General features: G+C 73.4%; 10 protein-coding genes. 5 read left to right on the forward strand and 5 right to left on the reverse strand.

Annotation, left to right across the window (positions count from 1 at the left end):
• The 3 genes from Actob_RS28330 to Actob_RS28340 are packed head-to-tail and all read left to right on the forward strand — an operon-like array spanning position 1 to position 5,101.
• Positions 1-2,076, forward strand: coding sequence for a hybrid sensor histidine kinase/response regulator (locus Actob_RS28330; RefSeq protein WP_284914888.1), 2,076 nt, complete (start codon positions 1-3; stop codon positions 2,074-2,076).
• Positions 2,073-3,149 carry a chemotaxis-specific protein-glutamate methyltransferase CheB gene (gene cheB, locus Actob_RS28335; protein WP_284914889.1) on the forward strand — a complete coding sequence of 359 codons (1,077 nt, stop codon included), beginning with the start codon at positions 2,073-2,075 and terminating at the stop codon, positions 3,147-3,149. The genes Actob_RS28330 and cheB overlap by 4 nt, the downstream gene beginning before the upstream one ends.
• Positions 3,146-5,101, forward strand: a complete 1,956-nt coding sequence (locus Actob_RS28340; RefSeq protein ID WP_284914890.1) for a response regulator — start codon at positions 3,146-3,148, stop codon at positions 5,099-5,101. Before cheB ends, Actob_RS28340 begins: the two co-directional genes overlap by 4 nt.
• Here the strand turns inward: Actob_RS28340 and Actob_RS28345 are convergent.
• The 3 genes from Actob_RS28345 to Actob_RS28355 form a co-directional block, all read right to left on the reverse strand.
• On the reverse strand, positions 5,094-7,337 hold the full coding sequence (locus tag Actob_RS28345) for an N-acetylmuramoyl-L-alanine amidase (protein ID WP_284914891.1): 2,244 nt from the start codon (positions 7,335-7,337) through the stop codon (positions 5,094-5,096). The genes Actob_RS28340 and Actob_RS28345 overlap by 8 nt on opposite strands.
• Before the next feature lie 66 nt (positions 7,338-7,403).
• Positions 7,404-9,911, reverse strand: coding sequence for an FtsX-like permease family protein (locus tag Actob_RS28350; RefSeq protein ID WP_284914892.1), 2,508 nt, complete (start codon positions 9,909-9,911; stop codon positions 7,404-7,406).
• Entirely contained in the window at positions 9,908-10,675 is a 768-nt protein-coding gene (locus Actob_RS28355; protein ID WP_284914893.1) for an ABC transporter ATP-binding protein, read from the reverse strand. The genes Actob_RS28350 and Actob_RS28355 overlap by 4 nt, the downstream gene beginning before the upstream one ends.
• A gap of 160 nt (positions 10,676-10,835) precedes the next feature.
• On the opposite strand from Actob_RS28355, the gene Actob_RS28360 reads away from it, so the two are divergent.
• Entirely contained in the window at positions 10,836-11,969 is a 1,134-nt protein-coding gene (locus Actob_RS28360) for a sensor histidine kinase (protein WP_284914894.1), read from the forward strand.
• A gap of 13 nt (positions 11,970-11,982) precedes the next feature.
• A complete protein-coding gene (locus tag Actob_RS28365) occupies positions 11,983-12,621 on the forward strand; it encodes a response regulator (RefSeq protein ID WP_284914895.1) in 639 nt (212 codons plus the stop codon).
• A 470-nt stretch (positions 12,622-13,091) separates the two neighbouring features.
• On the opposite strand, the gene Actob_RS28370 is transcribed toward Actob_RS28365, so the two are convergent.
• Both Actob_RS28370 and Actob_RS28375 read right to left on the reverse strand, forming a co-directional pair.
• Positions 13,092-14,030: a sulfotransferase family protein gene (locus Actob_RS28370; RefSeq protein WP_284914896.1), complete on the reverse strand. Its 939-nt coding sequence runs from the start codon at positions 14,028-14,030 to the stop codon at positions 13,092-13,094.
• Between the two features lie 314 nt (positions 14,031-14,344).
• Positions 14,345-15,232: a DMT family transporter gene (locus tag Actob_RS28375; protein ID WP_284914897.1), complete on the reverse strand. Its 888-nt coding sequence runs from the start codon at positions 15,230-15,232 to the stop codon at positions 14,345-14,347.
• Positions 15,233-15,282: the final 50 nt, after the last annotated feature.

A 15,282-nucleotide genomic window follows, 5' to 3' on the forward strand; every position in this document is an offset into this window, starting at 1 on the left:
ATGCCGGAGAACCGGGATCCGCTGCGCTACTTCCGGATCGAGGCGCAGGAGCTGGTCGAGCAGATCAGCTCCGGCGTGCTCGACCTGGACCAGCGGCCCGGTCCGGAACCGATGGCGAAGCTGCTCCGGGTGGCGCACACGCTCAAGGGCGCGGCCCGGGTGGTGAAACAGAAGGCGATCGCCGACCGGGCGCACGAGTTCGAGGAGATCCTGGTCCCGTACCGGGACGACCCGGCCGGCCTGGCCGCCGCCGAGATGCGTGAGCTGCTGCGCCTGAACGACGAGATCAGCGCACAGGTCGCCGCGCTGACCAAGCCATCGGAGCCGGCACCGGCACCGGAGCCGGCACCGGTGGCGATGCCGATGCCCGAGCCGGTGGAGCCGGCTGTCCCCGGGACGGCCCCGGTGGAGCCGCCCGCGCCCCGCTCCGCCTCCGCCGACCTGGACGAGCTGCTGGACGCGATCACCGAGACCACCGCCCGGATGGCGCCGCTGCGGGCCGGCAGCCACGTCGTGGAACAGCTGCACCAGCACGCCGAGGCCCTCGCCGACCAGCTCCGCGGTGGCCGGACCGCGGCCGCCGTCACGCACGCCTCGGCCCGCCGGCTGGCCGCCGAGCTGGGCACCGCCGGGCGGCGGCTGATCGACGCGATGGACCAGATCGAACGGGAGCTGGACGACGTCCGGGCCAAGGCGGAGGGCATGCGGCTGGTGCCGGCCGGCACCATCTTCACCGCGCTGCGCCGGGCGGTGCGCGACGCCGCGGACAGCGAGGGCAGGCGGGTGCGGTTCGTGGCGCACGGCGCCGACGTCCGGATGGGCTCGCACCTGCTCGGCCCGGCCAGCGCCGCGTTCCTGCACGTGGTCCGCAACGCCGTGGTGCACGGCATCGAGCCGGCCGCCGAACGGGTGGCGGCGGGCAAACCGGCCGAGGGGACGGTCACCGTCGGGGTGGAACGCCAGGGCCGGTACGCCACGTTCCGCTGCTCCGACGACGGCCGGGGCTTCGACATGGCGGCGCTGCGGCACAAGGCCGAGGCCCGCGGGCTCCCGGCGCAGGGCGAGGCGGAGATCCTCGACCAGGTGCTGCACGGCGGGCTGAGCACCTCCACGGCGGTCACCGAGGTGGCCGGCCGGGCGATTGGGATGGACGTGCTGCGCGACGTCGCCACCCAGCTGCGCGGCGAGGTGAAGATCCGCAGCACGCCGGGCGCCGGGGCGGTGGTCGAGCTGATCGTGCCGCTCGTCCTGCTGAGCATGACCGGCCTGCTGGTGGAGACCGCGGGTACCGTCGCCTCGCTGCCGCTGGACGCGGTCCGCGCCTGCGTGCGGCTCAGCGCCGTGGAGGCGGCCACCGCGGCGACCACCGGCAAGCTGGTCTACCAGGACGTCGCGGCGCCGTTCCGGCCGCTGGCCGAGGCGCTCTACACCGGCCTGACGGTGCCGGACGCGGCGGGACCGGGTGCCGCCGTGCTGATGGACGGCGGGGACGGCCTGGTGGCGCTCGGCGTGGACCGGCTCTGCGGCACGCACGGGCTGGTCGCCCGGCCGTTGCCGGAACTGGCCCCGTGCACCCCGGCGATCGGCAGCGTCTCGGTGGACAGCGACGGCAACCCGCGGCTGGTCCTCGACCCGGCCGGGCTGGCCCGGGAGATCCTGCGCGCCGAGGGCGCCGCCGGCCGGTCGGCCGCCTCGGTCGCCCCGCCGCTGCCGATCCTGGTCGTCGACGACTCGCTGACCACCCGGATGCTGGAGCGCAGCATCCTGGAGTCGGCCGGTTACCAGGTCGACCTGGCCGCCTCCGCCGAGGAGGCCCTGGACCAGGCGAGAACCCGGCGGTACGGCCTGTTCCTCACCGACATCGACATGCCCGGCATCGACGGCTTCACCTTCGTCGAGCGGACCCGCGCCGACCCGGAGCTCGCCGCCGTCCCGGCGATCCTGGTCAGCTCCCGGGCCAGCGCCGCCGACCGGGAGCGCGGCATCCGGGCCGGCGCCAGCGCGTACGTGGTGAAGGGCGAGTTCGACCAGGAGGAGCTGCTCGCCCACATCCGCCGTCTGGTGGTGCGCGAATGATCCGGGTCCTGGTGGTCGAGGACTCGATGACCATGCGCCACCACCTGCGCGAGGCGCTGGCCGAGGACCCGGAACTGCTGGTGGTCGGCGAGGCGGTGACCGGCGAGCAGGCGGTCGAGATGGCCGGCCGGCTGCGCCCCGACGTGATCACCATGGACATGATGCTGCCCGGGATCAGCGGGTTGCAAGCGACCGAGCACATCATGGCCGAGCATCCGACGCCGATCCTGGTGGTGTCGTCGGCCGACCGCAAGGAGCTGTTCAGCACGTACAACGCGCTGGCCGCCGGGGCGGTGGACGTGATGGAGAAGCCGCGCGGCGACGATTCCGACGTGGACTGGTCACCGCGGTTCCGGCGTACCGTACGCATGGTCTCCCGGATCCGGGTGATCACGCATCCGCGAGCGCGGCTGGACGGCCGGGCCCGGCCCGCCGCGCCGCTGTCCCCGCCGGCGCCGGCGGCCGCCGCGGCCCCGCCGCCCGCCAACCCGTTGGCGCTGGTGGCGATCGGCGCGTCGACCGGCGGGCCGGGCGCGCTCACCGAGCTGCTGCGCGACCTGCCACCGGGCTTCCGCACGCCGGTGCTGGTGGTGCAGCACATCGCGGCGAGCGAGCAGTTCGCTGTGGCGTTCTCCGACTGGCTGGGCGGGCAGACCGGGCGCAACGTGCGCTACGCGACCGACGGCCTGAAGGTGAGCGCGCTGGCCGGTCAGGTGCTGCTCGCCCCGCCGGACCGGCACCTGTACGTCCAGGACCACGCGCTGCGGCTGTCCAGCGGGCCGCCCCGGCACTCCTGCCGGCCCTCGGTCGACGTGCTGTTCGAGTCGGTGGCCACCGAGTACGCCGGTCTGGCGGCCGGCTGCCTGCTCACCGGCATGGGCCGGGACGGCGCTGCCGGGCTGCTGCAGATGCGCCAGCGCGGCGCCGTCACCTTCGCCCAGGACGAGCACACCAGCACGGTGTACGGCATGCCGCGGGAGGCGGCGCTGCTCGGCGCGGCCACGTTCGTCATGTCCCCGTCCCGGATCGCGGCGCGGCTGGCCGAACTGCACCCGGTGGTGAGCCGCCGATGACGCCGACCGTGCTGATCGTCGACGACAGCCTGACCGTCCGGATGGACCTGCACGACGCGTTCTCCGACGACGGCTTCCAGACCATCCTGTGCGCGAACGGCGCGGAGGCGCGCGCCGCGTTCGCCAGGGAGGAGTTCGACGCCGCCATCCTGGACGTGCTGCTGCCCGACGCCGACGGGCTGGAGCTGCTCACCGAGCTGCGCGGATCGGCCGCGCACGCCGGGGTGGTGACCATGCTGCTGTCGGTGGAGAGCGAGGTCACCGACCGGCTGGCCGGGCTGCGGATCGGCGCCGACGAGTACGTCGGCAAGCCGTACGACGCCGGTTACGTGGTGGCCCGCACCCGCCAGTTGCTCGGCGAGGCCCCGGACAGCGCCAACGGCAGCCCCACCATCCTGGTCATCGACGACAGCACGACGTTCCGCGAACGGCTGCGTGACCTGCTCGAACCGGAGGGGTACGCGGTGCTGACCGCGGCCAGCGGCGAGGAGGGCCTGCGGATGGCCGCCGACCGCCGCCCGAACGCGGTGATCGTGGACGGGGTGATGCCGGGCATCGACGGCGCCACGGTGATCCGCCGGATCCGGCTCGACCCGGCCCTGCGCGACACGCCGTGCCTGCTGATGACCGCCGCCGACGACTACGCCACCGAGATGCAGATGCTGGACGCCGGCGCCGACGCGTTCGTCCGCAAGCAGCAGGACCTCGCGGTGGTGCTGGCCAAGCTGGCCGCGGTGCTGCGGCAGGCCGCCGAGCAGCTGCCGATCGAGGCGATCGGCAGCCTGCACGGTCCGGGCAAGGTGCTCACCGTCAGCCCGAACCGCGCCGAGCTGGAGGAGTGGGCCGACGCGCTGCGCGCCGACGGCTACGACATCGTGGCGTGCGGCAGTGTCAGCGACGCCCTGGAACTGCTCGGCGAGCAGGCCGCCGACTGCATCGTGCTGGGCCTGGACGGCGACCTGCCGCACGCCCGCGAGGGGTGCCGGCGGATCCGCGAGGTGCCGCGGGTCGGTGACCTGCCGCTGATCATGGCGGGCCGCGAGGAGGCGATGCTGGACTGCCTGGCCGCCGGCGCCGACGACTACGTGCGGCTGGCCGACGGCCCGGAGGGGCTGCGGGTGCACGTGCGCGCCCAGATCCGCCGCAAGCAGTCGCACGACGAGGCCCGCCGGATCCGCGAGGAGCTGATGCGCCGCGAGCTGGACGCCGCCGAGGAGCGCGCGGCCCGGCAGCTGGCCGAGACCCGGGCCGCGTTGGTCGAGGAGTTGGAGTGGCGCAACCGGGAGCTCGAGGCGTTCTCCGGCTCGGTCTCGCACGACCTGCGCGGCCCGCTCCAGGTGATCTCCAGCTTCGCCGAGCACATGCTGGAGGAGGCCGACGACGAACAGCTCGGCGAGCAGACCCGGCACCGGCTGAGCCGGATCTACGCGGCCGCGCTGCGGATGGCCGACCTGGTCGAGTCGCTGCTGATCCTGGCCCGGGCCAGCCGCGGCGAGCTGCGCCGGACCACCTTCGACCTGACCGCGACGGCCCGGCAGGTGTGCGCCGAGGTGGCCGGCCGGGACCCGGAGCACAAGGTCGACTTCGAGGTGCAGGAGGCGATGACGGCGGACGCCGACGAGGGCCTGGTCCGGGTGATCCTGGAGAACCTGGTGAACAACGCCGTCAAGTTCACCCGCAAGATCGAACACCCGGTGGTCACCGTCGGCTTCGATCAGGGGCGGTTTTTCGTACGCGACAACGGCGCCGGCTTCCCGGCCGGCAAGGCGGGTGAGCTGTTCCGCCCGTTCGCCCGGTTGCACGACGCCCGGGACTTCCCCGGCACCGGGATCGGCCTGACCACCGTGCACCGCGCCGTGGAGCGGCACGGCGGCGAGATCCACGCCGAGGGCGAGGAGGGGCAGGGCGCCACGTTCTGGTTCACCCTGCCCCCGGCGCAGCCGGCTACCTGACGTACGCCAGCCCGTCGCTGACCACCGCCGGGCGGCCGGACGTCCCGGCCACCACGATCACGACGGTGTGCTTCTTGCTGGCCAGCGCCTTCACCCAGAGCGCCTGCCGGTGACCGGCCGAGCCCGACCTGGTGTCCACCGTGGCGACCTTCCGGCCGTCCAGGTAGACGTACGCCTTACCGGTACGCGGCCCGCGGGAGAAGAGCAGCGCCGCCGACCGGCCGGTGAAGGTGTAGGTGAGCTTGGCGTTCTTCCTGCTCGCGGTGAGCGCCTTGCCGCCCAGGTAGGAACCGGACGTCCGGCCGGCCCAGGTGCCGGTCCGGGTCGCCTTGGTCTCGGCGAGGTAGAGCACCGACTGGGTGGCCGACGCGGCCCGGGCGTTGCCGGCCACGTCGCGCGCGGTGAGCGTGTAACCGACCCGCGCACCCGGCTTGGCGGTGGTCGCCCAGCTGCTCGCGGTCCCGGACAGTGTCGCCGAGCGTGGCCGGCTCACCGTGACAGCGGCCAGCCGCAGGTTGTCCCGCGCGGTGAACCCGACGGTCACCGGCGCCGACGTGGCGCTGTAGGTGCCGGTGCGCAGGCTCACCGCCGGCGCGGTGAGGGTCGGTGCGGTGGGGTCGCCGTAGAGGGTGGTACTGACCCGGGCGGTGCTGCCGGACCGGTGCGCGGCCAGGACGGTCACCGAGTGCCGGCCGGGCGCGACGGTCAGCTTGACGCTGCGGGCGGCGCCGTCGAGGGTCGACACCGTCCGGCCGTCGACCGAGACGGTGATGCCGGCGAGGTCGGCCGCCGCGGTCGCCACGGTCCAGGTCAGGGTGGCGCTGTCGCGCACGTAGTAGGCGCCGGCCGCGTACCCGCCGCCGGTCACCGACCGGAGCGCCATGCCGGTCACCATCTGCTGCGACTTGGCGCGGATCGCCGGCAGCCGGGAGTACAGGTTGTCGCCCGGGCAGACGGTGGCGTCCATGTCCCGGTGCCCGGACAGTCGCGGCACGGTGACCGTGGCGCCCTGCCGGAACTTGCTGTTGGTGGATCCGGCGACGAACGTGGCGGTGCTGCTCGGGTTGTAGCCGTACTTGCCCAGCCGGGCGGCCGCGAGCTGCGCGATCGTCGTCTCGATGGCGTCGTTGGAGGTCGCGGTGCGGTAGTCGCCGAGCACCGCTACCGCCGCGTATCCGGTGTTGAAGCCGATCGTGTGCGCGCCGACCACCGGCGCCTCCACGCCGCCCCGGCGGCCCTCGAAGAGCGTCCCGCACTTGTCGACCATGTAGTTGTAGCCCAGGTCGGACCAGCCGTTGCTGCGCACGTCGTAGATCTGGATGCCGCGCACGATCGCCGCGGACTGGTCACAGGTGTACGCGTTGGCGTCCTGGGTGTGCACGGTGTGGTGCACCCAGAGCGCCTTGACCTCGGTGGCCACGTTGATCGGCCCGACGATGGTCTCGTCGGCGCTCCACCCCTTGCGGGAGACGTACGCCGGGAACTGCGCCTTGATCGGCGCGGTCGAGGTCGGCACCGGGGTGGCCGAGCTCGGGGCGGGCACGCTCGATGCCGACGGCGTGGCCGATGCCGTACCGGGCGTCGCGCTCGACGGGGAACTCGACGGGGAGCTCGGCGGGTCCGACGGCTTCGGCGACGGCTCGGTGCTCACCGATCCGGACGGCTCCGGCGTGGGTGACGCGCTCTCCCCTTCGGCGAGGACCATGCCGCCGCCCTTGCCGCCGGTGTCCCGGCCGGGATCGATCAGATCGACGCGCAACCCGGCCGGCAACCCCTTGCCCTGCCCCTGGATCCGGGTGGCCAGCCCGTCCGAGTCACCCACCCAGAGCGGCTCGGTGCCGCCCCGGCGGGCGCCCGCCGCGGCCTCCGCGCCGTCCGGCCCGCCGTCGCCGACCTCCAGGGACTGCCAGCCGGACCACTTGCCGGTGGCCACGCTGCGGGTCTTCACCTGGATCGTGCCGGCCGGCTTGTCCGCCGGGTCGGCCCAGGTGACGCCGAGCAGGCTGAAGTGCTCGGTGGCGCGCTGCGGCACCCCGGCCGGGCCGGCCACGTCGACGGTGTGCAGCGCGGTCTTGATCCGCGGCGGCTCGGCGCCCGGCTCGGGCGGCAGCACCGAGACGCCCGCCAGCGCCGTGCCGTTCCCGGGGGTCGACGGCCAGGTGAGCACCGCGACGCCACCGCCTGCGGCGAGCACTGCGACGGCGGCACCCACGCCGATGGCAAGCTTCCGATTCATTGACAACCCCCGTGATCGTGATCCGGCGTGAGGCTACCCGATCACGATCACGTGGATTGATCGCGGTTACTCGCTGCCGAGCGCCGTCACCGGGCTGACCTTGGCGGCGCGGCGGGCCGGCAGCACCCCGGCGAGCGCGGTCAGGGCCACCAGGATCAGGAACGCGGCGGCCAGCTGCCACACCGGGATGGCCAGCGGGGCGTTCACGCCGACCGCCTGGATGGCCAGCCAGGCGTACGGGACGCCGAGCAGCAGGCCGAGGACGGCACCGATCACGCCGTACAGGCTGGACTCGGCGGTGAGCATGGCGCGCAGGCCACCGCGGGACATGCCGATCGCGCGGAGCAGCCCGGACTCGCGGACCCGCTCGACCACCGAGAGCGCCGTGGTGGCGCCCACCCCGACCACGGCGATCAGCACGGTCAGCCCGATCAGGCCGAGCGCGATGGCCAGCACCGCGGTCAGCGACGAGTTCAGCTGGTCCCGCTCGTCGGCCAGGACGTTCACGCTGAAGTCCGGGTTGCCGCCGCTGAGCGCGCGCATCGCCCGCAGCCCCTCGGTACGGCCGCTGTCCCCGTCGTGCGCGGCGTCGGCGAGCAGGCCGCTGACCGCCGGGCCGGCGCCGAGCGCGGTGAGGTCGGCCGGCGTGACCAGCAGCCCGGTGTGCAGCGGGGTCTCGTCGCCGAGCACCGCCACCACGGTCAGCTCGACCTTCTTGCCCTTGTTGACGACCGTCGCCCGGTCGCCGACGCCCAGCCCGCCGACCTCGGCGACGTAGCCGGCCAGCACCGCCTTGCCGGGACCGAGGTCGTCGACCGAGCCGTGCTTGACGTCCAGGTCGCGCAGCCGGGGCAGCGCCGCCATGTCCAGGTCGGTGACTGCCAGGTCCTCGAACTGGCCGACCTTCGCGGTGGCGATCCGGCGGTACGCCGTGACCCGGGTCAGCTCCGCGCTCGCCTTGGCCTTCGTCACGAACCCGGCCGGCAGGGCGATGCCGTCGCCGCCGGTCAGCTCGAAGTCGGCCGGGGCGGACGCGGCCAGTTCCCGGTCGCCGAGCACCCGCATCGACGCGCCGCCGACCAGCACCCCGGCGGTCAGCGTGACGCCGAGCGCGACCACCACCGACACCGCGGCGGCGCGCCGGGCACTGCCGCCCACCCCGCCGATCGCCAGCCGGCCGACCGGGCCGAGCCGGCGCAGCGGCCAGCCGGCCACCGCGAGCACCGGCCGGACCAGCACCGGGCCGAGCGCGATCAGGGCGACGAAGGCCAGTGCGCCGGAGGCGACGACGGCCAGCAGCATGGTCTGCGCGTCGTAGTCCTCGGCGTCCGGGCCGGGCAGGTTGGCGAAGACGTACCCGGCCAGGGCGACCGCGCCGGCCAGCGGCAGCAGCCCGGCCACCCAGCGTGCCGTGCCGATGCTCTTGCGGGCGCCGGCGCCGGCCGCCGCGCGCAGCGCCTCGAGCGGCGCGATCCGGGACGCGGAGACCGCCGGGGCGAGCACCGCGACCACCGAGATCACCACGGCGAGCAGGATGGTGCCGAGCGCGGGCAGCACCGGCAGGCCGGGCGAGAGCACCTTCCAGCCGAGCCCGCGCAGCACCGCCGGCACCAGGTGCCCGACGCCCAGCGCGGCGAGGACCCCGACGGCGCCGGTGAGCAGCCCGGTCAGGGCGCCCTCGGCGGCCAGCGCGCGGAACATCGCACCGCGACCGGCGCCGACCGCGCGGAGCAGGGCGAGCTGGCGCATCCGCTGGGCGAACACGATCCGGAACGTGCTGGCGGCGATCAGCCCGGCGGCCGCGACGGCGATCGCCACGAACATGCCGACCACGGCGAACACCTGGTCGATCTCGCCGGCCCGGTCGCGGGCCTCGGCCAACCGGACGTCGGCCCCCGTGGCCACGTTCGGTCGGTCGTCCTGCTTGACGCCCGCGAAGATCTTCGTCATCGCGGCCGCCACCCGGTCCGGGTCCGCTCCCCCGTCCAGGTCGATGTCGACCTGCTGGACGTACGGCTCGTCGACCAGCCCGAGCACCGTGGTGGCCGGGGCGTACGCGTCGTAGCCGAAGTCCTGTGGCGGCTTGACCACGCCGACCACCTTGAGCGGCACCTTCTTGCCGGTACCCGGGTCGACGGTCGCCGTCGCGCCGACGGTCAGGCCGAGCAACTGCACGGTCCGCGGCGTCACGGCGATCTCCCCGGCCGCGCTCGGGTAGCGCCCCTCGGTCGTGGTGACCAGCGCGAGCGGGCCGGTGCCCGGGTCGGCGGTGATGCCCAGGTACTGCCCGCCGAGCTGGGCGCCGATCGAGGTGCGGGCGGCCGTGCGGGAGACACCGGGCAGCGCGGTGATCGCGGCGACCTGCTTGCCGGTGATCGCCCCCTCACGGACCACCAGGTCGGCCGCCTCCGGGGTGCCACTGAGCCCGTTGAGCACGCTGCGCTCGGTGATCTGCTGGGCGAGCACGGTGGCGAACACCACGAACGAGGCGACCAGCACGGCCAGGCCGGTGAGCAGCAGCCGCGCCGGGCGGCGGGTGACGCCGGCGAGTTGCGTACGCAGAATGGTGTTCATCGCCCCGCCGCCAGCTGGTGCAGCGCGGCGGTGACCGACGCGATGTCCGGGTTGTGGATCTCGCCGGCCAGCTGCCCGTCGGCGAGCAGCACGACCCGGTCGGCGTAGGCCGCGGCGCCCGGGTCGTGGGTGACCATCACGATGGTCTGGCCCAGGTCGCGGGCCGAGGAGCGGAGCAGGGCGAGCACCTCGGCGCCGGCCTTGGAGTCCAGGTTGCCGGTCGGCTCGTCGGCGAAGAGCACCTCGGGCCGGGAGACCAGGGCCCGGGCCAGCGCGACCCGCTGCTGCTGGCCGCCGGAGAGCTCGCTGGGCAGGTGGCCGAGCCGGCCGGCCAGGCCCAGCGTGGTGACCAGGCGATCGAGCAGCTCGGCGTCCGGCTTCCGGCCGCCCAGGTCCAGCGGCAGGGTGATGTTGCGGGCCGCGGTGAGCTGCGGGAGCAGGTTGAAGGACTGGAAGACGAAGCCGATCCGCTCCCGGCGCACCTTGGTCAGCACCTTGTCGCTCTGCTTGGTCAGATCGCTGCCGCCCAGCAGCACCTGGCCCGAGGTCGCCGTGTCCAGCCCGGCCAGGCAGTGCATCAGGGTGGACTTGCCGGACCCGGAGGGACCCATGATCGCGGTGAACCGGGCGCGTTCGAAGCCGACAGTGACGCCGTCGAGGGCGCGTACCGCGGTGTCGCCGGCGCCGTACACCTTCACCAGGTCGACGGCCGCGACCGCCGCGAGGGCGTCGCGGCCGAGCGGGGGTGAGGACTGCGTCTGCATGAAAGCTCCAACCAGGCGGGGAGAATGCTGTGAATCCGACGGGAGGAATCCTGTTCGATCCCGGCGGCCCGCACATCGGTCCCCGGTCGGGCTCCATGATCGGGCGGCTCTAACTTTCGGCCGATGGAGGCGGGTTTCCGAACGCCTACGCTGGGTCACGATGAATCGCGTACTTCTCGGTGTTCTGCAGGTCGCCGGCCTCGGTGCGATGGCCGTGATCGGCCTCATCGACGTGTCCGGCGGGCTGACCTCCAGCCCGCTCTTCCCGGTGCAGGTGTTGCTCGCGATGGCGGTCGCCGCGGTCTGGCTGCCGCACTACAAGCCCGGCTCGACTCTGCTGCCGCTGGCCGCCATCGCGGTCTCCGGCGTCTCCCTGCTGGTCACCGCCGCCATCTCGGTCTACGGGCCCTATGGCGACTTGTGGGGCCTCGCCGAGTCCGCCGCGCTGCTGGTGGTGCTGGCCCTGGTCGCCCGCAACGCCCGGGCCGACCTGGCGGTGCTGGCCCTGGTGGCCGCCGGGGCCGCGGTCAGCGTGATGCCGCTGCGCGCCGGGCACTCCGCCATCTACTTCACGTTCTGCCTGATCCAGGCGCTCGGCGCAGCCGGCGCGATCGGGCTGGGCGTGGCCCTGCGGATGATCGCGACGAACCGGCAGCGGGCGCTCGACACGGTCCGCGCCGAGCAGCGCGCCGAGTTCGCCAGGGATCTGCACGACTTCATCGCCCACCACGTCACCGGCATCGTGGTGCAGGCGCAGGGCGCCCGGTTCATCGCCGAGCAGGATCCGCAGCGGGTGCTGCTCGCCCTGGAGCAGATCGAGCAGGCCGGCACCGAGACGATGGCGTCGATGCGCCGGATGGTCGGCGTGCTGCGCGATCCGCAGTCGTCGCCGGACGCCCCGCTCGCCCCGGTCTCCGGGGTGCCCGAGCTGGTGCCGCTCGCCGAGCAGTTCACCGCGGCCGGTGGCCCGCCGGCCCGGCTGCACCTGGAGGGCGATCCGCACGGGTTGCCGGTCGAGGTCTCCACCTCGGCCTACCGGGTGGTGATGGAGGCGCTCACCAACGCGCGGCAGCACGCGCCGCAGGCCACCGCCGTGGACATCTGGGTCCGCCGGGCGCGGGACCAGCTGCTGATCCGGGTGGCCAACGACGGCCCGGCGCCGCGCCCGTCACTGGACCGCCCGGGGTACGGTCTGGTCGGCCTCACCGAACGCGTCCGCGCGGCCGGCGGGCGGATCGTGTCCGGGCCGGGCGTCGACGGCGGCTGGGTCGTCGACGCGGTGTTCCCCCTGTAACTGGAGTGGATCTTTGATACGTGTGTTGGTCGCCGACGACCAGGCGATGGTGCGGACCGGCTTCGGCATGATCATCGGCGCGCAGCCGGACATGGAGGTGGTCGGCGAGGCCGCCGACGGCGTCGAGGCGGTCGAGCTGGCCCGCCGGCTGCGGCCCGATGTGGCGCTCTTCGACATCCGGATGCCGAAGATGGACGGCTTGCAGGCGTTGCGCCTGCTCGCCGGTCCGGGCGTGGCTGACCCGATCAAGGTGGTCGTGGTCACCACGTTCGACCTGGACGAGTATGTGCACCAGGCGCTGCGCAACGGCGCGGCCGGCTTCCTGCTCAAGGACTCCGGCCCGGCGCTGCTGGTCGAGGCGGTCCGCGCGGCGGTCTCCGGTGACGCGCTGATCAGCCCGTCGATCACCGTCCGCCTGCTGGAACACCTCTCGCACCCGGCGCCGGCCGGCGACGACGGTGGCCTGTCCCCGCGCGAGCTGGACGTGGTGCGGCTGATCGCCCGCGGCCGCACCAACACCGAGATCGCCACCGAGCTGTTCATCTCGGTCGGCACCGTGAAAACCCACCTGGGCAGCGTTCAGTCCAAGCTCAGCCTGCGCAACCGGGTGGAGGTCGCCGCCTGGGCCTGGGAACACCGTGTGGTGAGCTGACCCGCGCGACGCGGGGAGCCACATGGGGCTGAGGAACGTGCGCGGACCCGCGCAACGCCGGGAGGTCGCCGGCTGGGTCTGCGGGATGCCGCCTGCCGAGCTGAGCCGCGGCACCCTCGCGGAGCTGACGAGCGCGGCGAGATCGGCGGGAGCGCGAGCGGGAGCGGCGGGCCGGGGGCGGCGGGAGCGCGAGCGGCGGGAGCGGGAGCGGCGGGAGCGCGAGCGGGAGCGGCGGGAGCGGGAGCGGGAGCGGCGGGAGCGGGCCCGGACGGCGTCGCCTCACCGAACGCCGCGGCGCCTCCCCGGAGTTCGAGAAGGCGCCGCGGTCTGGTCGCGATCGCTTTCAGCGGAGCTTGCCACTTCACGGACTGGTCGTCACCGCCCAGCGGAGCCGGCCACCCACGGTCCAGCCGACCACCCACGGCCCAGCCGGCCACCCACGGCCCAGCCGCCCCGCGCAGCGGAGCTTGCTACACCGCGGTCTGGCGGCTGGTCAGCCGGGCGGCGATCGGCGGCTCCGGCGTCTTGTTCTCGGCCGGCCGGATCTGCGAGACGATCTGCCGGGCCGCCGCCCGCGCCGGGTGTAGCCGGTGCCGGATCAGCCGGGCGCCGATCCGCATCCGGGCGCTGCGCGGCACCGGCGTCACCGGCTCGTAGCCGAAATAGGTCAGCCGGTCGCCGAACGCGGCCTCGCACTGACGCACCTCGTCCTCGCTGAGCCGGGACCGCCAGCTCTGCACCCGCTCGGTGGTGACCTCCTGGTGGGTCAGCTTGTGCCAGGTCTTGTACTCCGGCACCGCCACCGAGGCGAGCTTCGACGGGTTGGTCATCGCCGGGTCGAAGTCCTCGTCGAGGAAGTCGCAGATCGCCCGCAGGTGCGGCTCCGGGTCGGCGACCAGGTCCTCGTAGCGCACCTGGTGGTAGACGTCCTTCGAATACCGCCGGGCGGCGAGCAGCGACGCGTCGGCGGACTGGGTCCAGTAGCCGATCAGCTTGTCGAACTCGTTGCCGCTCCACGGGGTCTCCTTGAGGGAGGCCACACAGTCCCGGCCGTCGCGCATGATGTTGATGATCTGCGCGTCCGGGAAGAGCCGCAGGATGGCCGGCAGGTGGCGCAGGTAGAGCGGCCGTTTGTCGCCCCAGCGCGGCTTGCCGAACCGGTCCGCGTAGTTCTTGAACACGATCCCGAGCGCGGAGCCGAGGGTCGGTGGCGCCGCGACGACGGCCTCGACGGTCGCCTGCCGGTCCAGCCCGAGGTCGTCGAACTGGTCCGTCGCCACGATGAACTCGCCGAGCGCCCGGCGGTTCGCGGCGTCGTTCAGGTCGCCGAACTTCTTGCGATCGGTGTACGCCGCGAGCAGGAACCGGGTCTCCGGCGGAAGCGCGATGCGCGGGTGCGCGTGCAACATGAGCTGCAACATCGTGGTGCCGGAACGTGGGCACCCGACGACGAAAATCGGCCGATCACTGGGCATGGCGACCACCGTAGGTGAGGCCCACTGGGTTTGTCCGCCCCAGCGCAGTCATGTTGCTCCTCTCTTCGTCCCCCCATGATCTTGAAGACTCCGCAAAGATTTCGCAAAGTTCCTGTGGCGGCAAGAGGCAGAAGCTGTCACCGGGCTGTGAATTGACTGACAACTTTCCTTAACTCTCACTATGAGCGGGACCCGGACCGTGGCGAACGCCGTTGGGCCGGATCATCACTCGGTCGGGGGCGGCCATCCTAACCCGCGTTCACCGGAACTTCCGCACTCGTTCCGACAGGTCGGGTGGACAACCAGCAACCGGCCACGATGAGCAGAAAACCGGCCACCGTGCCCACCCCGACCGGCTCGTGCAGCAGAGCCACCCCGAGCAGGGCGGCCACCACCGGGTTGACGTAGGTGACCAGACCGGCTCGGTTCGATCCGGCCAGCCCGATCAGCCGGTAGAACGCCAGCATGGCCAGCGCGGTGCAGAGCAGGCCGAGCCCGGCCAGAGCGAGCCACGAGTCGGCGCCCACCCGGCCGGCGTCGGCCGGCAGCCGGAACAGCGCGAACGGGATCAGGACCAGCGTGCTGATCGTGGTGGTGGCGGCGGTCAGCGCGTCCGGCGGGACGTCCGACAGGCGCTGCTGGACCAGCTTGGTGGCGAACGCGTAACTGAGCGCGGCGAGTAGCACCATCCCGGCGCCGAGCAGGGCCCACCGGTCCCCGGAGACGTCCAGCCCGACCAGCACCACCACCCCGGCGAACCCGGCCACCAGGCCGGCCGTGCGGATCCCGGTGATCGGCTCGGTGCTCGCCATCAGCAGCGCGATCACCACCGGCTCGATGGCGATCAGGATCCCGGTCAGCGACGAGCTGATGTGCGTCTCGCCGTAGGTGATCAGCAGGAACGGGCCGACGATGTGCACGGCGGCGAGCACCGCGATCACTCCCAGCCGGCCGCGCAGGGCGCTCAGCGAGCCGCGCAGCAGCGCCACCGGGACCAGCGCGACGGCGGCGATCGCGCACCGGCCGGCGACGACCAGCATCGGCGACAGGTCGTCGATGGCGATCTTGATAAGGAAGTACGGGATGCCCCACAGGACCGAGACGAGGACGAAGAGCGACCAGGAACGACGATTCACCTCTTCAGCCTGGCGCCGTACCGTAGTAAGCGGTAGTGCTGACTTGCTGA

Source organism: Actinoplanes oblitus (assembly GCF_030252345.1).
Taxonomy (GTDB): domain Bacteria; phylum Actinomycetota; class Actinomycetes; order Mycobacteriales; family Micromonosporaceae; genus Actinoplanes; species Actinoplanes oblitus.